At 68.8% G+C, this 26201-nt stretch carries 21 protein-coding genes; all 21 read left to right on the forward strand.

Going from position 1 to position 26201, the window contains the following annotated elements; translation table 11 throughout:
• Positions 1 to 33: 33 nt before the first annotated feature.
• A complete protein-coding gene (rsmH, locus tag VIF40_RS01955) occupies positions 34 to 1047 on the forward strand; it encodes a 16S rRNA (cytosine(1402)-N(4))-methyltransferase RsmH (RefSeq protein ID WP_331935837.1) in 1014 nt (337 codons plus the stop codon).
• Positions 1047 to 1433, forward strand: coding sequence for a cell division protein FtsL (gene ftsL / locus VIF40_RS01960; RefSeq protein WP_331935838.1), 387 nt, complete (start codon positions 1047 to 1049; stop codon positions 1431 to 1433). The genes rsmH and ftsL overlap by 1 nt, the downstream gene beginning before the upstream one ends.
• Entirely contained in the window at positions 1430 to 3181 is a 1752-nt protein-coding gene (locus tag VIF40_RS01965) for a penicillin-binding protein 2 (protein ID WP_331935839.1), read from the forward strand. Before ftsL ends, VIF40_RS01965 begins: the two co-directional genes overlap by 4 nt.
• Positions 3181 to 4632, forward strand: a complete 1452-nt coding sequence (locus tag VIF40_RS01970; protein ID WP_331935840.1) for a UDP-N-acetylmuramoyl-L-alanyl-D-glutamate--2,6-diaminopimelate ligase — start codon at positions 3181 to 3183, stop codon at positions 4630 to 4632. The genes VIF40_RS01965 and VIF40_RS01970 overlap by 1 nt, the downstream gene beginning before the upstream one ends.
• Positions 4629 to 6047 (forward strand): UDP-N-acetylmuramoylalanyl-D-glutamyl-2,6-diaminopimelate--D-alanyl-D-alanine ligase, encoded by a 1419-nt coding sequence (locus VIF40_RS01975; RefSeq protein ID WP_331935841.1) that lies wholly within the window; start codon positions 4629 to 4631, stop codon positions 6045 to 6047. Before VIF40_RS01970 ends, VIF40_RS01975 begins: the two co-directional genes overlap by 4 nt.
• A gap of 12 nt (positions 6048 to 6059) precedes the next feature.
• Positions 6060 to 7142, forward strand: coding sequence for a phospho-N-acetylmuramoyl-pentapeptide-transferase (gene mraY / locus VIF40_RS01980; RefSeq protein ID WP_331935842.1), 1083 nt, complete (start codon positions 6060 to 6062; stop codon positions 7140 to 7142).
• A gap of 4 nt (positions 7143 to 7146) precedes the next feature.
• Positions 7147 to 8571 carry a UDP-N-acetylmuramoyl-L-alanine--D-glutamate ligase gene (murD, locus tag VIF40_RS01985; protein ID WP_331935843.1) on the forward strand — a complete coding sequence of 475 codons (1425 nt, stop codon included), beginning with the start codon at positions 7147 to 7149 and terminating at the stop codon, positions 8569 to 8571.
• Positions 8568 to 9731 (forward strand): putative peptidoglycan glycosyltransferase FtsW, encoded by a 1164-nt coding sequence (locus VIF40_RS01990; protein ID WP_331935844.1) that lies wholly within the window; start codon positions 8568 to 8570, stop codon positions 9729 to 9731. Before murD ends, VIF40_RS01990 begins: the two co-directional genes overlap by 4 nt.
• On the forward strand, positions 9728 to 10855 hold the full coding sequence (murG, locus tag VIF40_RS01995; protein WP_331935845.1) for an undecaprenyldiphospho-muramoylpentapeptide beta-N-acetylglucosaminyltransferase: 1128 nt from the start codon (positions 9728 to 9730) through the stop codon (positions 10853 to 10855). Before VIF40_RS01990 ends, murG begins: the two co-directional genes overlap by 4 nt.
• On the forward strand, positions 10852 to 12258 hold the full coding sequence (gene murC, locus VIF40_RS02000; protein ID WP_331935846.1) for a UDP-N-acetylmuramate--L-alanine ligase: 1407 nt from the start codon (positions 10852 to 10854) through the stop codon (positions 12256 to 12258). Before murG ends, murC begins: the two co-directional genes overlap by 4 nt.
• A 74-nt stretch (positions 12259 to 12332) precedes the next feature.
• Complete coding sequence (murB, locus tag VIF40_RS02005) at positions 12333 to 13253, forward strand: UDP-N-acetylmuramate dehydrogenase (RefSeq protein WP_331935847.1); 921 nt, start codon at positions 12333 to 12335, stop codon at positions 13251 to 13253.
• Positions 13254 to 13283: 30 nt separating this feature from the next.
• Entirely contained in the window at positions 13284 to 14810 is a 1527-nt protein-coding gene (locus tag VIF40_RS02010; protein ID WP_331935848.1) for a hypothetical protein, read from the forward strand.
• A 362-nt stretch (positions 14811 to 15172) separates the two neighbouring features.
• Positions 15173 to 16105, forward strand: a complete 933-nt coding sequence (locus VIF40_RS02015) for a D-alanine--D-alanine ligase (protein WP_331935849.1) — start codon at positions 15173 to 15175, stop codon at positions 16103 to 16105.
• Positions 16102 to 17106 (forward strand): cell division protein FtsQ/DivIB, encoded by a 1005-nt coding sequence (locus VIF40_RS02020; RefSeq protein ID WP_331935850.1) that lies wholly within the window; start codon positions 16102 to 16104, stop codon positions 17104 to 17106. The genes VIF40_RS02015 and VIF40_RS02020 overlap by 4 nt, the downstream gene beginning before the upstream one ends.
• Positions 17103 to 18416, forward strand: coding sequence for a cell division protein FtsA (gene ftsA / locus VIF40_RS02025; protein WP_331935851.1), 1314 nt, complete (start codon positions 17103 to 17105; stop codon positions 18414 to 18416). Before VIF40_RS02020 ends, ftsA begins: the two co-directional genes overlap by 4 nt.
• Positions 18417 to 18513: 97 nt before the next feature.
• Positions 18514 to 20253, forward strand: a complete 1740-nt coding sequence (gene ftsZ, locus VIF40_RS02030) for a cell division protein FtsZ (RefSeq protein WP_331935852.1) — start codon at positions 18514 to 18516, stop codon at positions 20251 to 20253.
• A 217-nt stretch (positions 20254 to 20470) separates the two neighbouring features.
• Positions 20471 to 21403, forward strand: a complete 933-nt coding sequence (gene lpxC / locus VIF40_RS02035; RefSeq protein WP_331935853.1) for a UDP-3-O-acyl-N-acetylglucosamine deacetylase — start codon at positions 20471 to 20473, stop codon at positions 21401 to 21403.
• Positions 21404 to 21590: 187 nt separating this feature from the next.
• Positions 21591 to 22400, forward strand: a complete 810-nt coding sequence (locus tag VIF40_RS02040; protein ID WP_331935854.1) for a sterol desaturase family protein — start codon at positions 21591 to 21593, stop codon at positions 22398 to 22400.
• Positions 22401 to 22647: 247 nt separating this feature from the next.
• A complete protein-coding gene (locus VIF40_RS02045; RefSeq protein WP_331935855.1) occupies positions 22648 to 23541 on the forward strand; it encodes an outer membrane protein assembly factor BamD in 894 nt (297 codons plus the stop codon).
• 46 nt (positions 23542 to 23587) lie between these two features.
• Positions 23588 to 25273 (forward strand): DNA repair protein RecN, encoded by a 1686-nt coding sequence (gene recN, locus VIF40_RS02050; protein WP_331935856.1) that lies wholly within the window; start codon positions 23588 to 23590, stop codon positions 25271 to 25273.
• A 146-nt stretch (positions 25274 to 25419) separates the two neighbouring features.
• Positions 25420 to 26103 carry a lytic transglycosylase domain-containing protein gene (locus tag VIF40_RS02055; RefSeq protein WP_331935857.1) on the forward strand — a complete coding sequence of 228 codons (684 nt, stop codon included), beginning with the start codon at positions 25420 to 25422 and terminating at the stop codon, positions 26101 to 26103.
• Positions 26104 to 26201 lie beyond the last annotated feature (98 nt).

Genomic DNA, 26201 nt, shown 5'->3' on the forward strand with positions numbered 1-26201 from the left:
CGGCGAAATTTTCGGAGCGGACGGAGAGGCGAGATGACGGCGGCCGGCAATGCTGAGCGGCATGTTCCCGTGCTGCTTGAGGAGGCGGTCGCCGCCCTCGCTCCGCATGCGGGCGGCGTCTATCTCGACGCCACCTTCGGCGCCGGCGGCTACACGCGCGCCTTGCTGGCGCATGAGAGCACGCGCGTGCTGGCGCTCGACCGCGATCCCGCGGCCATCCGCGACGGCTATGCGCTGGTGGAGGCGGCGGGCGGCAGGCTGACGCTGGTCGAGGCGCGCTTCTCCGAGCTGGCGCAGGTCGCCGAGCGCTCCGGGATGGCGCCGCTCGACGGAATCGTCGCCGACATCGGCGTCTCCTCCATGCAATTCGACGAGGCGGCGCGGGGCTTCTCCATCCGCAACGACGGGCCGCTCGACATGCGCATGGAGGGACGCGGCCGCAGCGCCGCCGACATCGTCGCCGAGGCGGAGGAGGAGGCGCTCGCCGATATTTTGTATTATTACGGCGAGGAGCGCGCCTCGCGCCGCATCGCCCGCGCCATCGTCTGGGCGCGCGAGCAGGGCCGCATCGAGACGACGCGCGCGCTGGCGCAGATCATCGAGCGCGCCGCGCCGGGAAAGCCCGGCGACATTCACCCGGCGACCAAGAGCTTTCAGGCGCTGCGCATCGCCGTCAACGACGAGCTCGGCGAATTGGTCGCCGCGCTCGCCGGCGCCGAGCGCGCGCTGAAGCCGGGCGGGCGGCTCGCCGTGGTGACGTTTCATTCGCTCGAGGATCGCATCGTGAAACAGTTTCTGGCCGAGCGCTGCGGCCGCGGCGAGACGCGCTCGCGGCTCCTGCCGGGCGAGCCGGTTCCGCCGCCGCGGACCTTCACCAGCGAAGGGCGCCAGCCGGTGACGCCTTCGCACCGCGAGCTCGCCGCAAATCCGCGCGCGCGCTCCGCCAAGCTGCGCTTCGCGACGCGCAGCGAGGCGCCGCCGCGCGCGATCGGCGACGCGCTCGAGCGCCTCGCCCGCCTGCCGGAACGCGTGAAAGGGAGACGCTGATGCTGCGCTTTCTCAATGTCGTCGCCATTCTCGCGCTGGTCGGCTCGGGCTTCTACGCCTATTCGATCAAATATCAGACCATGCTGCGCGCCGAGCAGATCAACAAGATGAAGCGCGAGGCCAAGAGCGAGCGCGACGCCATCGCCGTGCTGCGCGCCGAATGGGCCTTCATGACGCGGCCCGAGCGCGTGCAGGATCTCGCCGACAAATATCTCGATCTCAAGCCGCTCGCCGTCACGCAGATCGCGACGGCGCAATCGCTGCCCGAAAAGCCCGAGCGCATCGATTCGATCGGCCGCAAGCTGGACGCTCTCGGGCTCGGCGGCGCGGCGACGACGCCGGCCGCGGTCGAGGCGCCGACGACGCCGAAAGGAAAGCCGCGATGACTGCCGCCGACCCTGTGAAACGCGCGAAGCCGGGGCTGCGCGGCCTGCTCGGCACCTCGCTCGGCAAGACCGCGCCGCGCATGCGCATCGTCGCCGCCGGATTCTTCTGCCTCTATGTCGGCATAGGCGCGCGTCTCGTCGTCATCGGCTTCAAGCCGGACCCGACGACGATGCGCCGCGCCTCCGGCGAATCCATCGCCGCCTCGCGGCCCGATGTGCTCGACCGCAACGGCGAGATTCTCGCGACCGATGTGAAGACCATGTCGGTCTTCGCCGAGCCGCGCCGTCTCATCGACAAGGACGAGGCGACCGAGCTGCTCACCGCGGTTCTGCCCAATGTCGACGCGCGCGAGCTGCGCGACCGTCTCGCCTCGCGCAAGGGCTTCGTCTGGGTGAAGCGCGAGGTGACGCCCAAGCAGCGCGACGAGGTGTTTCATCTCGGCCTGCCGGGCGTCGGCCTCGTGCCGGAGAATAAGCGCGTCTATCCCAATGGCCCGGCCGCCGCGCATGTGCTCGGCTATGTCAATATCGACAATGCCGGCATTGCCGGAATCGAGAAATATATCGACGGACAGGGCCTCGCCGATCTGCATGACGCGGGCTTCAGCCTGACGCCGGAGGAATTGAAGCCGATCTCTCTGTCGCTCGACATAAAGGCGACGCATGCGGTGCGCGACGAGCTGGAGAAGGGCGTCGCGCATTTCAAGGCCAAGGCCGGCGCCGCCGCGATCATGGACGTCAACACGGGCGAGGTGATCGCGCTCGCCTCGCTGCCGGATTACGATCCGAACAAGCCGCCGGACATGCGCGATCAGAACTTCATCAACCGCATGAATGTCGGCGTCTATGAGATGGGCTCCACCTTCAAGGCGCTGACCATCGCCATGGCGCTCGACTCCGGCAAGGTCAATCTCAACTCGCGTCTCGACGCGCGCGGCGCCTTGAGCTTCGGCCGTTTCCGCATCCATGATTATCACGCGCAAAATCGCGCGCTGACGGTGCCGGAAGTGTTCACCTATTCGTCGAACATCGGCACCGCGCGCATGGCGCTGGGCCAGGGCGTCGAGCGCCACAAGGCGTTCTTGCGCAAGATGGGCCAGCTCACGCGCATGCGCACCGAGCTGCCCGAGAGCGCCGAGCCGATCGTGCCGAAGAATTGGGGCGAGCTCAACACGATGACGATCGCCTTCGGCCATGGTCTCGCCGTGGCGCCGCTGCAGGCGATGATGGCGGTCTCCGCGCTGATGAACGGCGGCTATCTGATGGCGCCGACCTTTCTGAAGCGCAGCGAGGAGGAGGCGCGCAAGGACTCCGTGCAGGTGGTCAAGCCGGAGACGAGCGAGGCGATGCGCTATCTCATGCGGCTCAACGCCGAGATCGGCACCGCCAAGAAGGTCAACGTCAACGGCTATTATGTGGGCGGCAAGACCGGCACGGCGGAGAAGGTGATCGGCGGCCACTATTCCAAGACGCGCCTCTTCACCACTTTCATGGCGGTGGCGCCCTCCGACAAACCGAAGTATCTGTTCCTCACCATAATGGACGAGCCGCAGGGCCTGCCGGAGACGGGAGGCTACGCCACGGCCGCCTATAACTCGGGCCAGGTGACGGCGCAGATCATCGAGCGCGTCGGCCCGCTGCTCGGCCTGCCGCCGCGCTTCGACCCGCCGACGCAGCCCTTCCCGCTGCTCGCCCGGCTCGGCTATGGCATGGCCAATAGTCCCGCTCATGGCGGGGGAGGGCATTGATGCGATTTTCCGACCTTCTCGACGAAGCGCGAGCGGCGGGGTGCGGCGATCTCGACATCGCCGGCGTCACCGCCGACAGCCGCGACGTGCGCGAAGGCTTCGCGTTCTTCGCCGTGCCGGGCCATGCCGGCGACGGCCTCGCTTACGCTTCCGACGCCAAGGCGCGGGGCGCGCGCGTCATCGTCGCGCCGCGCGCGGCGGAAGTCGGATTGCCGCTCGTCGTCGTCGCGGATGTGCGCGCGGCGCTCGCGCATGCGGCGGCGCGGTTCTATCCGCGCCAGCCCGAGATCGTCGCCGCGGTGACGGGCACCAGCGGCAAGAGCTCGGTCGTCGATTTTCTGCGCCAGATCTGGATCGCGCTCGGACGCGACGCGGCCTCGCTCGGCACCATCGGAATCGTCGACAGGCATGGCGCGCATTACGGCTCGCTGACGACGCCGGGGCCGGTCGCGCTGCATCAGACTTTGGACGCGCTCGCCGCGCGCGGCGTGACGCGCCTCGCCATGGAGGCGTCGTCGCTCGGCGTCGACCAGCGGCGGCTCGACGGCGTGCGGCTCGCTATCGGCGCCTTCACCAATTTCTCGCGCGACCATCTCGATCATCACCGCGATCTCGAGGAGTATTTCGCCGCCAAGATGCGCCTCTTCGACACTCTGCTCGCGCCGGGACAGACGGCGGTGATCGACGCCGACAGCTCGGTCGCGGCGCGCGTGATCGACCTGTGCCAGAAGCGCGGCCTCGCGATCTTCGACGTCGGCGCGACGGGCCGCGCCATCGCTTTGCTCGATGTCGCGGCGAATGCGCTCGGCTCGAAATTGCGGCTGCGCTGCGGGGACGAGACTTTCGCTGTCGCTCTGCCGCTCGCCGGCGGTTTTCAAATCTCCAATGCGCTGGTCGCCGCCGGCATGGCGATCGCCTCCGGCGAGGAGCCGGCGCAGGTCTTCGCGGCGCTGGAAAATCTGCGCGGCGCGCCGGGGCGGCTGGAATTCATCGGCGCGCGCGACGGCGCGCCGGTGTTCGTCGATTATGCGCATAAGCCGGATGCGCTGGACAAGGTGCTCGCCGCGCTGCGGCCGCTCGCGACCGGGCGGCTCATCGTCGTCTTCGGCGCCGGCGGCGACCGCGACAGGGGCAAGCGTCCGCTGATGGGCGAGATCGCGGCGCGCGCCGCGGATGTCGTGGTCGTGACCGACGACAATCCGCGCAGCGAGGAGCCGGCGACGATCCGCGCCGCCATTCTCGCGGCCGCGCGCGGCGCCGGGCGGGCGGAGATTCATGAGATCGGCGATCGTGGCGCGGCCATCCGCGAGGCGGTCTCCTGGCTGCGTGAGGGCGATGCGCTGGTCGTCGCCGGAAAGGGCCATGAAACGGGCCAGATCGTCGGCGATCAGGTCCTGCCGTTTTCCGACCGGGCGGCGGTCGAGGCGGCCTTGCAGGGTGGGACCGAATGAAACAGCAAGCGCTTTGGACGGGGCTGGGGCTGATCGGCGCGTTGCGCGCGCGCATCAGCGGCGGCCTGCCGCGCGACGTGACCGGCGTCTCCATCGACACGCGCACGCTGGCGCCGGGCGATCTCTTCTTCGCCATAAGGGGCGAGGCGCGCGACGGTCACGATTTCGTGCGCGCCGCCTTCGAGCGCGGCGCGGCGGGCGCCGTGATCGACGACGCCCATGCGGGCGAATTTCGCGATCTGTCGCCGCTCTATGTCGTGCGCGATGTGCAGGAGTCGCTCGAATTTCTCGGCGCCCGCGCGCGCGATCGCTCCTCCGCCTATGTCGCGGCGATCACCGGCTCGGTCGGCAAGACCTCGACCAAGGATATGGCGAGGACGCTGTTCTCGCGCTTCGGCGAGACGCATGCTTCGGCCGCCTCCTACAATAATCAATGGGGCGTGCCGCTGTCGCTGTCGCGCATGCCGGCGTCGACGCGCTTCGGCCTGTTCGAGATCGGCATGAATCACGCGGGCGAGATCGCGTCGCTCGTGCGCTTCGTCGAGCCGCATGTCGCCGTGGTGACGCGCGTCGCGCCGGTGCATCTCGAGCATTTCGACTCGCTCGAGGCGATAGCCGCGGCCAAGGCGGAGATTTTTTCCGGGCTCGTCGAGGGCGGCGTCGCCATCATCAACCGCGACGACGAGACCTATGAGGCGCTGCTCGAAGGCGCCGCCGCCTCCAAGGCCGCGCATGTCTTCTCCTTCGGCCAGAGCGAGGGCGCGCAGGCGCGGCTGCTCGCCTATGACGCCGAGGAGCAGCTGGCCGAGGCGGAGATTTTCGGCCGCCGCCTGCGCTATCGCATCGGCGCGCCGGGGCGCCATTTCGCGGTCAATTCGCTCGCCGTGCTGACGATCGCCCATGTCTTCGACATGGATCTCGAGCAGGCGGCCGCGACGCTCGCCGATTTCGCGCCGCCAAAAGGGCGCGGCCGGCGCGAGACGTTGCCGATCGGCGGCGGGAGCCTCACGCTCATCGACGAGAGCTATAACGCCAATCCCACCTCCATGCGCGCGGCTTTCGAGCTGCTCGGCGCGGAGACGCGCGCGCGGCGGCGCGTCGCCGTGCTCGGCGACATGCTGGAGCTCGGGCCGAGTGCGGCGGAATTGCACGCCGGCCTCGCGGCGGACCTCGAGGCCGCCGGCGTCGATCTGCTCTTCACCGCCGGCCCGCTGATGGCGCGGCTCTACTACGCCGCGCCGGAATCCATGCGCGGGGCGCATCGCGCCAACGCGGCCGAGCTCGAGGAAGCGGCGCTCTGGGCGCTCGCGCCCGGCGACGCGATCATGGTCAAAGGCTCGAACGGCTCGCGCATGTCGCGCATCGTCGAGGCGATAAGAGCGAAATTCTCGGCCGAGACCGAAACGGCCCCGTGAAGGAATAGACGAATGCTGACGCTGCTCGCGGACTTCTCGCATCTGTTCGGTCCGCTGAATCTCTTCCGCTACATCACCTTCCGCGCCGCCGGCGCGGCGGGGACGGCGCTGTTCTTCGTCTTCTTCTTCGGCCCCTCGATCATCGACGCGCTGCGCCTGAAGCAGGGCAAGGGCCAGCCCATTCGCGAGGACGGCCCGGCCTCGCATCTGCTCACCAAAAAGGGCACGCCGACGATGGGCGGGCTGATGATTCTCTCGGGGCTTCTCGTCGCCACTCTGCTATGGGCGAATCTGAAGAATCCCTATGTGTGGATCGTCATATTGGTGACGGCCTGCTTCGGCGCCATCGGTTTCTACGACGATTATCTGAAGGTCACGAAGCAGTCGCACAAGGGCTTCTCCGGCCGCGCGCGGCTCGCGCTGGAGTTCGTCGTCGCGGGCCTCGCCTGCTATGCGCTCACCACGGTCGGCGGCGAGAATATGTCGAAGCTGGCGCTGCCGCTGCTGAAGGGCTACGCCTTCTCGCTCGGCTGGCTGTTCATTCCCTTCGGCGCCTTCGTCATCGTGGCGGCCGGCAATTGCGTCAATCTCACCGACGGTCTCGACGGCCTCGCCATCGTGCCCTCGATGATCGCGGCCGGGGCTTTCGCCATCATCGCCTATCTCGTCGGCAATTCGATCTTCTCGGATTATCTCGGCGTCAATCACGTCGCCGGCACCGGCGAGCTCACCATCGTCTGCGCGGCGCTCATCGGCTCCGGCCTCGGCTTTCTGTGGTTCAACGCGCCGCCGGCGCAGATCTTCATGGGCGACACCGGCTCGCTCGCGCTCGGCGGCCTGCTCGGAACCATATCGGTGGCGATCAAGCAGGAGTTCGTGCTCGCCATCATCGGCGGATTGTTCGTGCTCGAGGGCGCCTCCGTCATCGTGCAGGTGGCGAGCTTCAAGCTCACCGGCAAGCGCGTGTTCCGCATGGCGCCGATTCATCATCACTTCGAGCAGATGGGCTGGACCGAGCCGCAGATCGTCATCCGCTTCTGGATCATCTCCTTCGTGCTCGCCCTTCTCGGGCTCTCCTCGCTGAAGCTGAGGTGAGCGCATGACTCCGGCGACGACATTCTCCGAGCGCAGAGTGGCGCTCTTCGGCCTCGGGGGCTCCGGCCTCTCGACGGCGCGCGCGCTGATCGCGGGCGGCGCGAGCGTCGCCGCCTGGGACGATGGCGAGGCCGGCCGCGCCAAGGCGCGCGAGCAGGGGATAGAGCCGGTCGATCTTTCGGCGGCCGATTGGAGCGCATTCTCCGCGCTCGTGCTCTCGCCCGGCGTGCCGCTCACGCATCCGCAGCCGCATTGGACCGTCGCGCGCGCCCGCGCCGCGGGGGTGGAGATCATCGGCGATATAGAGCTGTTCTGCCGCGAGCGCGCGCGCCATGCGCCGGGCGCGCCCTTCATCGCCATCACCGGCACCAATGGCAAATCGACGACGACGGCGCTGATCGCGCATATTCTGCGCAGCGCCGGCAAGGATGTGCAGCTCGGCGGCAATATCGGCACGCCGATCCTCGATCTCGAGCCGCCCTCGGAGGGGCGCATTCACGTCATCGAATGCTCCTCCTTCCAGATCGATCTGACGCCCTCGCTCGCGCCGTCGATCGGCATTCTCATCAATCTGACGCCGGACCATATCGACCGCCACGGAACGATGGACGATTACGCCGCGGTCAAGCAGCGGCTCGTCGCCGGCGCCGATGTCGCGCTCGTCGGCGTCGACGATTCCTTCTCCCATGCGATCGGCGCGCGGCTCATAGAGGCGCGCCGCGCGGAACAGCGCATCTATCCGGTCTCCGCCGCGCGCGCGCTCGACTGGGGCTTTTTCATCGACGATCGCAAGGCGCTCTATCGCGAGGCCGGCCATGGGCCGGAGGAGACCGAGACGCTCGGCGATCTCGAGGGCGCGCGCGCCTTGCGCGGCGCGCATAATGCGCAGAACGCCGCCTTCGCCGCGGCCGCCGCCTGGCATTGCGGCCTCTCCGGCGAGGAGATCGCGCGCGGGCTGCTCACCTATCCCGGCCTGCCGCATCGCATGGAGGAGGTGGGACGGCGCGGACGCACCGTCTTCGTCAACGACTCCAAAGCGACCAACGCCGACGCGGCGGAGAAGGCGCTGCTCTCCTATGGCGATATTTTCTGGATCGCCGGCGGCAAGGCCAAGGAGGGCGGCATAGAGCCTTTGCGTCCGCTGTTCCCGCGCGTCGCCAAGGCCTATCTGATCGGCGCTGCGGCGCAGGATTTCGCCCGCACGCTGGAGGGCGCCGTCGCTTACGAGCACTGCGGGACGCTCGATGTCGCCATCGCGCGCGCCGCCGAGGACGCCGCTCTGAGCGATGCGCGCGAGCCGGTCGTGCTGCTGTCGCCGGCCTGCGCCTCCTACGATCAATTCGCCAATTTCGAAGCGCGCGGCGACGCGTTTCGTCTGCTCGCGCGCGAGCTCTACGCGCATGCGCCCATTGCCGGAGAAACCCCATGATCTCGCGCGCGGAGCGGTCCACTTTTTCCGATTGGGCCTGGACGATCGACCGCTGGCTCATCGCCGGCGTCGCTCTGTTGATCGTCTGCGGCCTCGTCTTCGCGATGGCTGGCAGCCCCCCCGTCGCCGAGCGCCTGCATCTCTCCACCTTCTATTTCGTGCATCGACAGGTGCTGTATCTGGGGCCGGCGCTCGTCGTGATGATCGGCGTGTCCTTCCTCACGCCGCGCCATGTTCGCCGCGCGGCGATCCTTCTGTGGCTCGTCTCGCTGGCGCTGGTCGTCGGCACGCTGTTCTTCGGCCAGGAGGTGAAGGGCGCCAAGCGCTGGATCTTCGGCATTCAGCCGTCCGAATTTTTGAAGCCCGGCTTCGTCATCATGGCCGCCTGGGCGTTTTCGGAAGGAGCGAAGCGCAAGGACGTGCCGGGCAATCTTCTCGCCATCGCGCTGCTGCCCGTCACTGTCGCGCCGCTGGTGCTGCAGCCGGACATAGGCCAGACGATGCTGATCTCGCTCGTCTGGGCGGCGCTCTTGTTCATGGCGGGCATTCACTGGTTCTGGATCTTCGGCGTCGGCGGCGCGGGCGCGGTCGGCGCGGTCGCGGCCTATAAGTTCTTGCCGCATGTTCATGCGCGCGTGACGCGCTTTCTCGATCCGCAGGCCGTGGGGCAGGGCGTCGCCGACACATTTCAGGCGGACACAGCGCTCTACAGCTTCATCAGCGGCTCCTGGTTCGGCAAGGGGCCGGGCGAGGGCACGCTGAAGCGCATTCTGCCCGACGCGCATACGGATACGATCTTCGCCGTCGTCGGCGAGGAGTTCGGCCTCTTCGTCTGCATGGCGGTGGCCGCGATCTATGGCTTCATCGTGCTGCGCGGACTCTATTCGGCCTCGCGCAACGACGACGCCTTCTGCGGCTTCGCGACGGCGGGGCTGGTCATGCTGTTCGGCCTGCAGGCGGCGATCAATATGGCGGTCAATCTTCAGCTCATGCCGTCGAAGGGCATGACGCTGCCGTTCATCTCCTATGGCGGCTCCTCGCTCATCTCGCTGGCGCTCGGCTTCGGCTTTCTGCTCGCCGTCACCCGGCGCCGCCCGCATATAGAGCCGATGGTCGAGACGGCGCCGATGGGTGCGGCGCATAGCGGCGCGCCGGCATGAGCGAGCGTCCCATTCTGCTCGCCGCCGGCGGCACCGGCGGACATCTCTTTCCGGCGCAGGCGCTCGCTCATGCGCTGCGCGCGCGCGGGCTCGCGGTGGAGCTGGTCACCGATGCGCGCGCGCTGCGCTATGGCGGCGAGTTTCCCGCGCGCGCGATGCACACGATCGCGGCGGCGACGCCGCGCGGCGGCTCCGTGCTCGACAAGGCGAAGGCGATCGCGACGCTCGGCTTCGGAACCTTGCAGGCGTTCCGCCATCTTTCCCGGATTCGGCCGCTCGCCGTCGTCGGCTTCGGCGGCTATCCGAGCGTGCCGCCGCTCTTCGCCGCCTCGCTGCTGCGCATCCCCACGGTGCTGCATGAGGCCAATGCGGTGATGGGCCGCGCCAATTCCTTTCTCGCCGGCCGCGTCGATCGGGTCGCGGCGGGCTTTCCGCTCGCCGGCGTCTCCGGCGGTCTCGCCGAGAAGATCGTCGTCACCGGCAATCCGCTGCGCCCGGCGGCGCTCGCCGCCGCTGCGCAGCCTTATCCGGGCTTCGAGGACGGCAGGCTGCGTCTGCTCGTCACCGGCGGCTCGCAGGGCGCGCGGGTGATGGCGGACATTGTGCCGCCGGCGCTGGAATCGCTGCCCGCAGATTTGCGCGCGCGCATCGATCTCACGCAGCAGACGCGCGAGGAGGATCTCGCGCGCGTCGCCATGGCTTACGCCCGCGCCGGGATCGTCGCGCAGATCGCGCCTTTCTTCGCCGATCTGCCGGAGCGCATCGCCAGCGCGCATCTCGTCGTCGCGCGCGCCGGCGCCTCCACCGTCACCGAGCTGGCGGTCATCGGGCGGCCGAGCATTCTGGTGCCGCTGCCGCATGCGCTGGATCAGGATCAGGCGGCCAATGCCGCCGTGCTGGCGAAATCCGGCGCGGCGGAGGTCGTGCGCCAAGCGGATTTCACGCCGCAATGGCTCGCCGCGCGCATCGCCGCGCTGGCCGCGAGCCCGGACGACTTGCAGCGCCGCGCGCAGGCGGCGAAAAGCGTCGGCGTCGCCGACGCGGCCGAGCGACTCGCCGATCTCGTGCTCGCCGTCGCGCAGACGAAGGACAGCGCCGAGGCGGCGCGAGGGAGCCGAATATGAGAATGCCGCGCCGTCTCGGCCCCATTCATTTCGTCGGCATTGGCGGGATCGGCATGTCCGGCGTCGCCGAAATTCTTCTCGCGCAGGGCTACGCGGTTCAAGGCACGGACGCCGCCGACGGCGCCAATCTGAAGCGCCTCGCCGAGAAGGGCGCGCGCGTCCATGTCGGCCATGACGCGAAATGGCTCGGCGAGGCCGCCGTCGTCGTCGTGTCGAGCGCGATCAAGCGCGACAATCCCGAGCTGATGGCGGCGCGCGCGCGGCGTCTGCCGGTGGTGCGGCGCGCCGAAATGCTCGCCGAGCTGATGCGCGACAAGCGCTGCATCGCCGTCGCCGGCACACATGGCAAGACGACGACGACCTCGCTCGTCGCGACGCTGCTCGACGCCGGCGATCTTGATCCGACCGTGGTCAATGGCGGCATCATCAACGCCTATGGAACCAATGCGCGGCCGGGCGCCGGCGAATGGATGGTGGTCGAGGCCGACGAGAGCGACGGCACATTTCTCAAGCTGCCGGCCGAAGTCGCCATCGTCACCAATGTCGATCCCGAGCATCTCGATCATTTCGGCGATTTCGACGGCGTGAAGAAGGGCTTTCGCGCCTTTATCGAAAATCTGCCTTTCTATGGCTTCGCGGCCGTTTGCGTCGATCATCCGACGGCGCGCGAGATCATCGCGCAGATCGAGGATCGCCGCGTCATTCCCTATGGCGAGAGCGAGGCGGCCGAGGCGCGGCTGCTCGATCTCGATCTTTCGGGCGGCGTCGGGCGTTTTTCCGTTCTGCTGCGCGACCGCGATACGGGCGTGGAGACGCGGCTCGACGATCTGCTGCTGCCGGCGGCGGGGCGGCACAATGCGCTCAACGCCACGGCGGCCATCGCGGTGGCGCATCGGCTCGGCGTGACGGCTGCGAGCATCCGCGACGGGCTCGCGCGCTTTGCCGGCGTGAAGCGACGCTTCACCAAGACGGGCGAGTGGAACGGCGTTTCGATCTTCGACGATTACGGCCATCATCCGGTGGAGATCGCCGCCGTGCTGCGCGCCGCGCGTGCGTCGACCGACGGCAAGGTCATCGCCATCATGCAGCCGCATCGCTACACGCGGCTGCAATCGCTGTTCGATCAATTCGCGGCCTGTTTCGGCGACGCCGATGTCGCGCTGATCGCCGATGTCTATCCCGCGGGCGAGACAAAGATCGAGGGCGTCGACGGCCCGGCGCTGGCGCGCGCCGCGACGGCGCTGGGGCACGCGCGGGCGCGCGCCTTCGCTTCGCCGCAGGAGCTGCCGGGCCTCGTTCGCGAGATCGCCGCGGCGGGGGATTATGTGGTGTTTCTGGGCGCCGGCGACATCACCAAATGGGCCTATGCGCTGCCGGGGCAATTGGCGGAGCCGGCGCCATGACGCTCGCGCGAACTCTCAGAACGCGCATCCCTTCTCCCGCTCGCGGGAGAAGGAATCGCGCACGGAGATCGCGGATGAGCTTTCCGGATATTTCCGCGCAACTCGCCGCGCTCATGCCCGATCTGCGTGGACGGCTCTCGGCCAATGAGCCGCTCGCGCCCTTCACCTGGTTTCGCGTCGGCGGGCCGGCGCAAATCCTGTTCTCGCCGGCCGATGAAGCCGATCTCGCTTATGTCCTCGCGCGGCTGCCGCGCGAGATTCCGGTCACCGTCATCGGGCTCGGCTCCAATCTCATCGTGCGCGATGGCGGTGTGGCGGGCGTCGTCGTGCGGCTCGGCGCCAAGGGATTCGGCGCGATCACGGTGGAGGACGGCGAGCGCATTCGCGTCGGCGCCGCCGTTCCCGATGTGAAGCTCGCGCGCGCGGCGGCCGACGCCGGCATCGACGGGCTCGCCTTCTATCGCGGCATTCCGGGCGGCGTGGGCGGCGCGTTGCGCATGAACGCCGGCGCCCATGGCGGCGAGACCAAGGACGCGCTGATCGAGGCGCGCGGGGTCGATCGGTCGGGGAATCTGCGCGTGTTCTCCAACGCCGATCTCGGCTTCTCCTATCGCCATAGCGAGGCGCCGGAAGACGTCATTTTCACGCAGGCTCTGTATCAGGGCCGCAAGGGCGACGCCGCGACGATCCTCGCCGAGATGGAGCGCATCACCGCGGCGCGCGAAGCCTCGCAGCCGATCCGCGAGAAGACCGGCGGCTCCACTTTCGCCAATCCGCCGGGCCATAAAGCTTGGGCATTGATCGACGCGGCCGGCTGCCGGGGCTTTTCGATCGGCGACGCGCAGGTCAGCGAGATGCACTGCAACTTCCTCGTCAATCGCGGCCACGCGACGGCGGCCGATGTCGAGGCGCTGGGCGAGGAGGTGCGGCGGCGCGTCGAAGCTGCGAGCGGCATTCTCCTGCGCTGGGAGATCAAGCGGATCGGCGTTCCATGAGGGCGGGCATTTCATGAAGGCGGGCGTTCCATGAGCGTGATCGAGCGGAGCGCCGTCGTCGCGAGCGAGGAGGCGGAGCCGCTCTCGCGCGCGCTGTCGAGCCCGTGGCTCGGCGCCGCGCTGATCGTCGTCGCCATCCTGCAACAGGCGCTCGGCCATATCGACTGCGACGTCTCCTGGTTCCTGACCTTCGCGGAAAAAGTGCTGGACGGACGCGCGGCCTATGTCGAGGTGGGCGATCCCAATCCGCCGGCGGCGTTTCTCTCGCTCATGCCGGCCGTGCTGCTCGCGCGCGCGCTGCATCGGGAGCCGGAGACGGTCGTCGCGGCGCTGGTCTTCGCCTTCGCGGCGGGCTCGATCGGCTTTTCCTTCCTGCTGCTGCGGCATGGCGCGGCGCGCAGCCGGCGCGCATGGATGCTGCTGCTCAATGCGGCGATTTTTCTGCTGCTGGTCGCGCCGGAGATCGTCTTCGCCGAGCGCGAGCATATTGCGCTGCTCGCCGTCCTGCCGCTGCTCGCGGCGCTGGCGGTGGAGGAGCGGCGCGCGCCGCCGCGATGGGCGCGCATCGTCGCCGGCCTCTGCGCCGGCGTCGCCGTCGCGCTGAAGCCGCATTTCGCTCTCGCCATCGTGCTGCCGGCGCTGGCGCTGGCCTGGCGCGAGCGCTCCTTGCGCATTCTATGGCGGGACGAGCTCATCGTCGCGGCGCTCGCGGCGGTCGGCGCGACGGTCGCGACGCTGGTCGCCTTTCCGGCCTATCTCACGCAGGCGCTGCCGCTGGCGCTCGAGGTCTATGGGCCGGCGCGCGACGATCTCGGGCATTTCCTCGGCCATACGCTGGCCCTCGTCTATGTCGCGCTGCTGACGGGCTTTGTCGTCGCGGCGCGCGGTGTGCTGCTCGGGCGCGCGACGCTCGTCGCGCTGCTGGCGTCGCTCGGCTTTTTCGCCGCCTTTCTGCTGCAGGGGAAGGGCTGGATGAACCATGCCTATCCGGCGGTCGCTCTGGCGCTGCTCGCCTGGGTTTTTCTGGCGCTGCGCGACCGCATGGCGCGCATCGGCCCGCCGATGGGGACGAAGCGGGCGCTGCTCAAATTCCTGTTCCTTCCGGGGCTGCTCGCCGCGCCCGCCTATTTCGGCGTCATCGAGCAGCTGACCGACCATGAGGAGCATCCCGGACTGCTCGACGCGGTGGCTTTCGTCGCGCCGCCGCATCCGCGCGTGGCGACGATCGCCAGCCAGCTCGATTTCGGCCATCCGCTGGTGCGCCAGCTCGACGGCCAATGGATCGGACGACAGAATGCGCTGTGGACGACCGCCGCAGTCGGTCGGCTGCTGACCACGGCCGAGCCGCAGCAGCGCGAGCGGCTGGAGGCGCGGCGCAGCGCCGATCTCGCCGGGCTCGCGCAGGATATTCGCGAGGGGCGGCCGGATATCGTCGTCGTCGAGGATCGCGCGACGCGGGAATGGGTCATGCGGCGGCCGGAAATGGCCGGCGCGCTCGACGCCTACAGGCTCGTGAAGCAGGCGGGGGATGTAGAGATTTGGCGGCGGGCGGAGTGAGCGATGTAGGAGAGGCGGACATGCGAGAGTCGAAACGGTCGGCCTATCCGAGGCTCGGAGCTGACAATCGGGTCACCCTTCCTCGCGCCATATGCAAATGTCTGGGCGCGCAGGCGGACGATATCCCTGCGCTTATCTCGAAAGCCGCCAAGGGAGTCACCCGTCATGGCCGGGACGAGCCCGGCCATGACGGGTGACTCCCTTGGCCTTTAGGGGGAGGGGCGGGCCGCCATAAGGCGGTCCGAGGTGGGGCGAAGCTCCCCTCCCGAGCACGATCGGCGCTCGCTCGGGGGAGGGCGATGCGCGCGGCCTATTTGTAATCCATCGAGGGTGAAAGCCCTCGCACAACTCGAAGGTGCGTCATGACTGCTCACGCCGTTCACGTCGCCGTTCTCATGGGCGGATTCTCCTGCGAGCGCGATGTCTCGCTGCGGTCGGGCGAGGCGAGCGCCAAGGCGCTCGAGAGCGTCGGCTTTCGCGTCAGCCGCGTCGATGTCGGCCGCGACGTCGCCGAGGTTCTGGCCGAGCTCGCGCCGGATGTCGCCTTCAACGCGCTGCACGGCCGTTTCGGCGAGGATGGCGCCATTCAGGGCGTGCTGGAAATTCTCCGCATCCCCTACACGCATTCCGGCGTGCTCGCCTCCTCGCTGGCGATGAAGAAGGACGTCGCCAAGAGCGTCATGGCGGCCGCCGGCGTGCCGGTGCCCAGGGGCCGGGTGCTGCATCGTCTGGAAGCCGCCAAGGCCCATGCGCTGCCGACCCCCTACGTGCTGAAGCCGGTGAGCGAGGGATCGTCCTTCGGCGTGTTCATCGTCAAGGAGGGGCGCTCGCATCCGCCGCAGGAGCTCGCGGCCGCCGATTGGCCGCACGGCGATTTCATGCTCGCGGAAAATTTCGTCGACGGCCGCGAGCTCACCTGCGCGGTGATGGGCGACCGCCCGCTCGACGTCATCGAGATACTCCCGGTGTCGGAGGAGTTCTACGGTTTCGACGCGAAATACGCGAAAGGCGGGTCGAAACACGTGCTTCCGGCGAATCTTAAACAAAATATTTACCAAGAGGTCCAACAGTTGGCGCTCGAGGCTCATCGGGCTCTCGGCTGTCGCGGCGTCAGCCGCGCGGACTTTCGATACGACGATCGCCCCGGAGGCACGGGCGAGCTCGTCGTGCTGGAGGTCAACACGCAGCCGGGCATGACCGAGACCTCTTTGGTTCCCGAAATGGCGGCGCATGCCGGATTTTCGTTTGGCGAGCTCGTAAGATGGATGGTGGAAGACGCGTCCTGCGATCGTTGAGAGAGCCTGTCGAGGCTCTCTTCGATGTCGCGCATCCGCATCCCGTCCAAGCCGGATCCTTCCAGGCAGGCTCAGTCCACGCCGGCCCCTACGCCACGCCTTACATAAACCCTGTCTCCTCCCAGCCAGCGGAGCGGCGCGTCCGCCCGCCGGCGTCCGCGCCGCATCACGCCAAGAGCCCGGCGCGCGGCCTCTCGCGGCTGGCCGCTCTGCCGGGGCTCGGCACGGCGGCGCTCGTTCTGCTGTTCGGCGGGGTCGGCCTCGCCGGCGTCGTCCAGAACGGCGGCTATGCCGAATTCGTCGCGCGCAATGGCGCGCCGCGCGACATTGTCGCGCGGGCGCTCGGCTTTTCGATCGAGGTCGTCACCATCAGCGGGCTCGGCGAGCTCTCCGAGGGCGACGTGCTCGCCGCCTCCGGCGTCAAGCCGACCCATTCGCTGCTGTTCCTCGACGCGGAGACGATTCGCGAGCGCTTGACGGCGCTGCCGCTGGTCGAGAGCGCGCGCGTGCTGAAGCTCTATCCCGATCGGCTGGTCATCGCGCTCGAGGGGCGGCGGCCCTTCGCGCTCTGGCAGCGCGACGGCAAGCTGTCGATCGTCGCCGCCGACGGCGTCGTCGTCGACGAGATGCGCGACGAGCGATTCTTAGGCCTGCCCTTCGTCGTCGGCGAGGGCGCGGAGAAGCGGCTCGACGAATATATGCGTCTGCTGGAGGCCGCGGGCGATCTCAAATCGCGCGTGCGCGCCGGCATTCTCGTCTCGGGACGGCGCTGGTCGCTCGACATGACGAATGGCGTTGAGGTGAAGCTGCCCGAACGCGAGCCGGAGGCGGCGCTGGCGTTGCTCCAGAAGCTCCAGCGTGAGGCCAGGATCCTCGACAAGGATGTGATCTCGATCGATTTGCGCGCGTCTGGACGCGTCGCGGTGCGCCTCTCGGAGGAGGCGGTCGCGGCGCGCGCGGCTGCGACGACGCGCAATTCACGCAAGGGCGGCCAGACATGAAGTCACATATCTTCCCGCCGCGAATGAAGCAGCTCGGGGCCCGCCGCAGCGCGACCATGGCGGTCCTCGACGTCGGCACGTCGAAGATCGCCTGCATCATCGCGCGCCTGAGCCCGGTCGGCGACGGCTCGCCGCGCGGACGCACGCATCGCGCGCGCGTGCTCGGCATCGGCCACCAGCGCTCGCGCGGCGTGAAGGCCGGCCAGATCGTCGATATGGAGGAGGTCGAGAGCGCGCTGCGCCGCACGGTCGACGCGGCCGAGCGCATGGCGCGATCGCAGATCGACGCCATCATCGTCACCGCCTCCGGCGGGCGGCTCGCCTCGCAGCATTTCGCCGCCAAGACGCGCGTCCTCTCGGGCGCCGTCGCGCCGTCCGACGTGCATCGCGTGCTGGAGGCTTCCGCCGCCCATGTGACGGAGCGCGGCCGCGTCGTCGTGCATTCGCTGCCCACCGGCTTCTCGCTGGACGGCTCCGCCGGCATTCGCGAGCCGGCCGGCATGGTCGGCGGCGAGCTCGGCGTCGATCTCCATGTCGCCAGCTGCGATCAGGCGGCGATGCGCAATCTGCTCGTCGCGGTGGAGCGCTGCCATCTCGGCATAGAGGCCGCCGCGGCGGCGCCGTACGTCGCCGGCCTCTCCGTGCTCGAGGCCGATGAGGCGGAGCTCGGCGCCATCGTCATCGACATGGGCGCGGGCGTCACCTCGGTCGCCGTCTTCGCCGGCGGGGCGCTGGCGCATGTGGATGCGGTGACGCTCGGCGGCAATCACATCACCATGGACATCGCCCGCGGGCTCGACTGCCGGCTGAGCGACGCCGAGCGGCTGAAGACGCTCTATGGCGCGGCGATCTCGTCGCCGTCGGACGATCGCGAGACGATCGCTTTCGATCATGTCGGCGAGAGCGGCGAGCATCCGGCCCATGCGCCGAAATCGCATCTCGTGCGCATCATTCGCCCGCGCGTCGAGGAGACGCTGGAATTTCTGCGCGACCGGCTGGCCGCATCGGGATTTTCGGCGCATGCCGGCCGCCGCGTGGTGCTCACCGGCGGCGCCTGCCTGCTCACCGGCGCGCCGGAGGCGGCGCGGCGCATTCTCGGCGGACAGGTCCGCGTCGGCCGCCCGGCCGGCATCGACGGCCTGCCCGAATCCGCCCGCAGCCCGGCTTTCGCCGCGGCGGTGGGCCTGCTCGTCTATCCGCAATTCGCGGGGCGCGAATATTTCGAGCCGCGCCGCGAGGCGGAGGCGCGCGGGACCGGGACCAATGGTTACATCTCTCGGGTCGGACAATGGTTGCGAGACAGTTTTTGAGGATTTCGAGGAACGAGAGCGAGGCGCGCGTCGGCGAAGCGCTCCGGGGACGACAGCCGACGCCCAGTCGCATGAAAATCAGTCGAAAGGTCTGACGATGACGATCAATCTCAAAGCGCCCGAACTTCGGGAATTGAAGCCCCGCATTTTGGTGTGCGGCATCGGCGGCGGCGGGGGCAACGCTGTCAACAACATGATCATGTCGGGCCTTTCGGGCGTGGACTTTCTGATCGCCAACACCGACGCGCAGGCGCTCGCCTCCTCGCGCGCCGAACGCATCATCCAGATGGGCCTGCAGGTGACCGAGGGCCTCGGCGCCGGGGCCCAGCCGGAAGTCGGCCGCGCCGCGGCGGAAGAGGCCAAGGACGAAATTCGCGACCATCTCTCCGGCGCGCACATGGTCTTCGTCACCGCCGGCATGGGCGGCGGCACGGGCACGGGCGCGGCGCCGGTCATCGCGGCCATCGCGCGCGAGATGGGCATTCTGACCGTCGGCGTCGTCACCAAGCCCTTCCATTTCGAGGGTCAGCGCCGCCTGCGCATCGCCGAGGGCGGCATCGCCGAATTGCAGAAGTCGGTCGACACGCTGATCATCATCCCCAATCAGAATCTTTTCCGCATCGCCACGGAGAAGACGACCTTCGCCGACGCCTTCGCCATGGCCGATCAGGTGCTCTATTCGGGCGTCGCCTCGGTCACCGACCTGATGGTCAAGGAAGGCCTCATCAATCTCGACTTCGCCGACGTCCGCTCGATCATGCGCGGCATGGGCAAGGCGATGATGGGCACGGGCGAGGCCACCGGCGAGCGCCGCGCCAGCCTGGCGGCCGAGGCGGCGATCGCCAATCCGCTGCTCGACGAAGTGTCGATGAAGGGCGCCCGCGGCCTGCTGATCTCGATCACCGGCGGCAATGACCTCACCCTCTACGAGGTGGACGAGGCCGCGAGCCGCATCCGCCAGGAGGTCGACGAGGACGCCAACATCATCCTCGGCGCGACCTTCGACTCCTCGCTCGAGGGCGTGGTGCGCGTGTCGGTGGTGGCGACGGGAATCGATCTGCCCAGCACCGCCGCCGAGGACGCCGCCGCCGCCGAAGCCCGCGTGCTGGAGGCCGCCGAGCGTCTGCGCGCCCAGGTGGCGGCGCAGAGCCGCCCGTCGATCATCCACACGATCTCCGAGCCGGCGCCGCAGCCCCAGAGCTTCGCGCCTCAAGCTTTCGCGCCGCAGGCCTTCGCGCCTCAGGCCTATGCGCCGGAGCCGCAGCAGGCCCCGGTCGAGCGTCCGACGCAGTCCTATTACGCCGAGCAGCCCGCCTCGGCGTCTCAGCACGGCGTCTATCTCGAGCAGGTCGCCGCGACGCGTCCGACCTATGCGCCGGAGCCCGCTCCCGCGCCGGCCCAGGCGATGGAGGCGCACGAGGCCTATATCCCTCCGGCCGCCGAGCTGCCGCGGATGCGCATGCCGCAGATCGAGGACTTCCCGCGGCCGGTGCAGGATCAGTATCGTCAGGCGCGCGGCGAGCCCGCCGGCCAGGCGCCGGAAGCCGCCCGTCGGCGGACGCTGCTCGAGCGCCTCGCCTCCTTCGGCGCGAGCCGTCAGGAAGACGCGCTGCAGGGACCGGCCCCGGCCGCGCCGCGTCCGCCGCAGCGCCCGCAGGCTGCGCCGCCGTCGCAGAGCCATGCCGAATACGCCAAGCGCCCGGTCCCGCCGGCGCCCCAGCAGCCGCAGGGTCACGCCGGTCTCGATCCGCATGGCCGCCGCGTCGCGCCGGCCCGCTCGATCGAGGACGAGCAGCTCGAGATTCCGGCCTTCCTGCGCCGTCAGATCAACAGCTGACGCGCCGACGCCCGGCGGCGAAAACCCCGAAAAGGCCCGCTTCGGCGGGCCTTTTCTCGTCGGGGGCGGCTGTAACATTCTGTAAAAAACCGTGACTGGAGCCCCGCCGCGCCAGGGACTATCCTGCGCCGGCGTCAATCGGCCACGATTCCGCGCGACGAGGCGCGCCGGCTCGCTTTCTCCCGGCTCGCTTTACTCCTGGAGTGAAACGGACTTCATGACATCGCGTCGACCGACGAGCCTGCAGACCACGCTCGGCGCCGCAACGGCGCTCGCCGGCGTCGGCGCGCATAGCGGCCTTCCGTCGCGGCTCGTGCTATCGCCCGCCGAGGCGGGCTCGGGAATTGTCTTCACGCGGCTCGGGCGCGCCGATGGCGAGGACGCGCCGCTGCGCGCCGTGGCGCGCAATGTCTCCTCCAGCGATCTCTGCATGCGCCTCGGCGCCGGCGCGGCCTCGATCTCGACGATCGAGCATTTGATGGCGGCGCTGCGCGGCCTTTGCGTCGACAATGTCGCGATCGATGTCGATGGGCCGGAAATACCGGCCATGGATGGTTCGGCCGCGGGTTTCGTCGAGGCGATCGACGAGGCGGGAATCGTTTCATTGCGCGCGCCGCGTCGCTCGATCGCAATTCGCGCGCCGGTGCGCGTCGCCGACGGCGCCGCCTGGGCGGAGCTCGCGCCCGCGCCCGCCGGCGGGCTCCATATGGATGTGGAGATTTCCTACGCCGCCGCGCCGATCGGCCGCCAACGGCGGCGGATGCGGCTGACGCCGGCGCGCTTTCGCGCCGAGATCGCGCGCGCCCGCACCTTCGGCTTTCTCACCGACGCCGAGCGTTTGTGGCGCGAGGGCAGGGCGCTCGGCGCCTCGCTCGACAATACGATCGTGATCGCCGAGGGACGCGTGCTCAATCCGCAGGGGCTGCGCTTCGACGATGAATTCGTCCGCCACAAAATGCTGGACGTGCTCGGCGATCTCGCGCTCGCCGGGGCCCCGATCATCGGCGCCTTCCGCTCCTATCGCGGCGGCCATCGCCTCAATCTCGCTCTCGTCGAAACGCTGTTGGCGACGCCTTCCGCCTTTGCCTTCGTCGGCGAGGAGGAAAGGCCGCGGGCGCTGCGTCCCGCGCGCGCCGGCGCCGCTCGCTGAGGCCGCGCCGCCGATTCGCGCCGATGCGCGAGCTCCCGCGACATGAAGGGGATGCGTCGACGCGCCTCGCCGCGTCACACTGGAAATCCGCCCAGAACTGGGCTATATGACGAAAAAATATCTTCCGTTCGCCATGCAGTAAGCGGCCCGCCCGGCGAACGGATTTCTCGTCGGAGCCCGCCTTTCTATGTCGTTCGACCCGATCACTCACATTCCTCTGTCGTTTCTCGCCTGGTCCGCGCAAATGGTCGCGTTTCACGGGATCGGATATGCATTCGAATGGTGCGATTCGACGGGCCGGCTGAAGCGCTTCAAAGTGCGCTCGCTCGATCGCCTGAGCTATCGCGAGCTGCTGCCGCGCGTGCTGTTCAATCAGACGGTCATCTTCCTTCCCTGCATGTTGGCGATGGAATATTTCGGCCTCGCCTTCGTCGGCGCGCCGCAGATCTCCTGGACCGCGGCGATCCTCTCGCTGGCGGCCATGACCGTCGGCCACGACGTCGTGCAATATGTCGCGCATCGCCATCTTCTGCATCATCCCAGGCTGATGAGCCCGCTCGGCCATGCGCTGCATCACACGACCGGGGCCAGCAAGGCGATCAGCGCCTGCTATCAATCGGCCGCGGATTTCTTCTTCGAGATCGTGCTGCCCTATCTGCTGCCGCTGGCGCTCGTCGGCGGCGGCGGAGCGGATGTCGCTTTCCACACCGTCATTCCGGCGCTCGGCGCGCTCGGCGGCCTCTATGAGCATTCGGGCTATGATTTCGGCCTCGCCTTCCGCATTCGCCGTGCGACAGGCTGGCGCGGGCGGCTCGACGCCGCGCTCGACAATATGACCTCGAGCGTCGCGCACGGCTGTCACCACACGCGCGGCAATGTGAGCTTTTCCGACGGCTTCGGCAGCCCGGGCCTCTGCGACACGATCTTCCGGACGCGCTGGGATCTCGTGCCGGAGCGCGTGCGGCGGCGGGAGCGCGCGGCGGCTGTCGCGGGCTGACGCGGCTCGCCTGTGGTCGGCTCGCATCGAAAGCGTTCATAGCCGCTTCGACGCCATAATCTCGCCCGATCCAAAACGTCTTTTGGCGGCACGGGGACTGGGCGCTCGGCGCATGGTCTCGAGTCCCATGGTCCCCCTAGTCCATTGGTCCAGAATCCCATGTTCCAGGGTCGCATGTTCCCGAGTGGCGTCATTCGGCGAATTGGTCTACAGAACGTGAATGCGAACGTCCCGCGAGGCCGAACCCATGTCGATTGCCAGATCGTTCCGACTTTCCGCCGCGCGCGCGGCCCTGGCGGCGGCCTTTGTCGCGACGCTGCCCGCGGCGCCGGGACGCGCCGATATCATGGACAGCATCACCAGCGGCTTCGGCCTGTTCTCGGGCGAGAAATACAAGACCGAGATCGTGCCCGACATTCCGGCCGAGGATATCTACAATCAGGGCCTCGCCCGCATGGAGGCGCATGATTACGAGAACGCCGCCAAGAGGTTCGGCGAGCTCGAGAAGCAATATCCCTTCTCGCAATGGGCCCGCAAAGGCCTGCTGATGCAGACCTTCGCGCAATATCAAAAGCCCGCCTATGACGACGCCGTCGCCTCGGCGCAGCGCTATATCGGCCTCTATCCGACGTCGCCGGACACGCCCTACATGTATTATCTCGCGGGAATGTCCTACTATAATCAGGTGCCTGCGGTGATGCAGGACCAGGAGAGCGCGGAGAAGGCGCTGGCCATCTTCAGCCAGCTGGTCGAGAAATTCCCGAAATCGGAATATGTGACCGACGTCAAATACAAGATCCAGGTGGCGCGCGACCAGCTCGCCGCCAAGGACATGACGGTCGGCCGCTTCTATCTGACCCGCAAGAATTATACGGCGGCGGTCAATCGCTTCCACGACGTGCTCGCCAAATATCAGACGACCCGCCACGCCGAGGAGGCGCTGTATCGGTTGACGGAAGCCTATTTCGCCATGGGCGTCGTCAATGAGGCGCAGACGGCGGCCGCCATTCTGGGGCATAATTTCCCCGATTCGTCCTGGTACAAGGACGCGCATGCGCTGCTCGCGACGGGCGGCGTCGCGCCCGAGGAACATCAGGGCTCCTGGCTCTCCAAGATCGGCAAGACGCTCGGCGCCAGCTGAGCGTTCGCAGGGGCGAGCCGAGGGGCCGGAAGAGTAGAGCGCGCGCATGCTCGTCCGTTTGTCCATTCGCGATATCGTCCTCATCGACAGGCTCGATCTCGAATTCTCGTCCGGCCTGACGACGCTCACGGGCGAGACCGGCGCCGGCAAATCCATCCTTCTCGACGCTTTCCTGCTGGCGCTGGGCGCGCGCGGCGACGCCTCGCTGGTGCGCGCCGGCGAGGAGCAGGGGCAGGTGACGGCGGCTTTCGATCTGCCGCGCGACCATCCGGCGCTCGCCGCAGCGCGCGCCTTCGGCCTCGACGCCGAGGACGAGCTGGTGTTGCGCCGCGTGCAGACGAGCGACGGCCGCACGCGCGCTTTCGTGAATGACCAGCCGGTGAGCGCCCAGGCGCTGCGCATGATCGGCGCCTCGCTGGTCGAGATCCATTGCCAGCACGACGATCGCGCGCTCGTGGACCCGAGCGCCCATCGCGCGCTCGTCGACGCCCATGGCGGGCTCGGCGACAAGGCGGCGGACGTGCGCGATCTGCATGGGGCTCTGCAGGCCGCGCGCCGCGCGCTCGCGGAGGAGGAGGCCCGCGTCGCCAAGGCGCGCGCCGAGGCCGATTATCTGCGCCACGCCAGCGCCGAGCTCGAGGGGCTGGCGCCGCAGCCGGGCGAGGAGGCCGCGCTCGCCGAACGGCGCCAGACCATGCAGCGCTCCGAGAAGGTCGCCGGCGATCTGCGCGACACGCTCGCGGCGTTTTCCGGCGATCATTCGCCCGCCGGCGAGATCGCCTCCGCCGCGCGGCGGCTGGAGCGGCGCGTGACGCAGGCGCCGCAGCTGCTGGAGCCGCCGGCGCGCGCGGTCGCTCAGGCGCTGGACGCGCTCGCCGTCGCCGAGCAGGCGCTGGAGCAGGCGCTCGCCGAGGCCGATTTCGACCCGCGCGAGCTGGAGCGCATAGAGGAGCGGCTGTTCGCTCTGCGCGGCGCCGCGCGCAAGCATCAGACCAGCGTCGACGCGCTCGCCGCTCTCGCCGAGCGCTTTTTGGCCGATCTCGCGGCGCTCGACGCCGGCGAGGCGAGCGTCGTGACTTTGGGCAAGGCGGTCGCCGCGGCGCAGAGCGCCTATGCGCAGGCGTCCGAAAGCCTCTCGGCGGCGCGACGCGCGGCGGCGAAGACGCTCGACGCGCTGGTCGAGCGCGAGCTGAAGCCGCTGAAGCTGGAAGGCGCGCGCTTTCGCACCGAGATCGTCAGCGATCCCGAGACCGGCGGGCCGGACGGCTACGACCGCGTCGAATTCTGGGTGCAGACCAATCCGGGCTCGCGGCCGGGGCCTCTGGTGAAGGTCGCCTCCGGCGGCGAGCTCGCGCGCTTCATGCTGGCGCTGAAAGTCGTGCTGGCCGACCGCGGCTCGGCGCCGACTCTGGTCTTCGACGAGATCGACACCGGCGTCGGCGGCGCGGTGGCGGACGCCATCGGCCAGCGCCTCGCCCGGCTCGCCGAGCGCGCGCAAGTGATCACCGTCACCCACGCCCCGCAGGTGGCGGCGCGGGCGAGCCGTCATTTGCGCATCGCCAAAAGCGCGGTGAAGGGCGCCGCCGGCAAGACGAAGGACAGGGTGGCGACGCGCGTCGCCCAGCTCGAGGAGGCGGAGCGCCGCGAGGAGATCGCCCGCATGCTCTCGGGCGCGGCGATCACCGACGAAGCCCGCGCGGCGGCCCGCCGCCTGCTCGAAGGGGCTGGCTAGCGTCTCTTTGTGCTTGACGCGTTTCCAAAGCCGAGCCGGCGTCCACTGCGGCTGGAGACGCTTCGAGGCCCGTACGGATTCGCGCCGATTTGGCGAAAGCTCGATCTCGGGTTAAGAAGCGCTAACCATATCGGCTGGGAGGACGAATGAGACTGGCGATTTGCGCGGCGACCGCCGCCTTGGGCTTTGCGCTCTCGGGCTGCAATTCTCCTTCCCCCGAGCGTCAATTCGTCGCCAAAGCGGTGGACGAGCCGCCGCCGCCGAAGGCGAAGCTCTCGCAACGCGAGAAGTTGGAAGACAGCATTTCCCGCTGCGCCCGAACCTATGACATTCCCGCATCGCTGATCCACGCCGCCGTCCGCCGCGAGAGCAATTACAATCCCGCCGCCAAGAACGGACCCTATTGGGGGCTGATGCAAATCCGCTACGACACGGCGCGCAGCGTCGGCTACAGCGGACCGGCCAAGGGCCTGCTCGACGCCGAGACCAATCTCTCCTACGCCGGCGCCTATCTCGCCAACGCCTTCCGCGTCGCCGGCGGCGACGCCCAGCGCGCGATCCAGCTCTACGCCAAGGGCTTTTATTACGAGGCCAAGCGCAAGGGCCTGCTCGGCCAGATGGCCAACGGACGCTCCTCAACGGAGGAGAAGAGCGAGCCGACGCCGGCTGTGGCCGAGGAGGAGTCGCCGGTCACCGTGCTGGCTGCGATCGATATTCCGGCGAGCAAGCATGCCAGGCCGGCCGAGCCGCAAGCGCAGCCGGAGCCGGTCATGATGTATACCGAAGCGCAGGCCCCGGTCGCGCTGGAGGAGCAGCCGGCGCAGCAATAGCGCCGAGCGTCAAAAAGCGTCCGGCAGGGGAGGAGCGGCGTTGTTCCGCTCGTGTTCCGACTTTCCAGAACGTCGCGGAGTGGATGACCGCGACAAGC

This window comes from Methylosinus sp. (genome assembly GCF_036560965.1).
Classification (GTDB): Bacteria; Pseudomonadota; Alphaproteobacteria; order Rhizobiales; family Beijerinckiaceae; genus Methylosinus.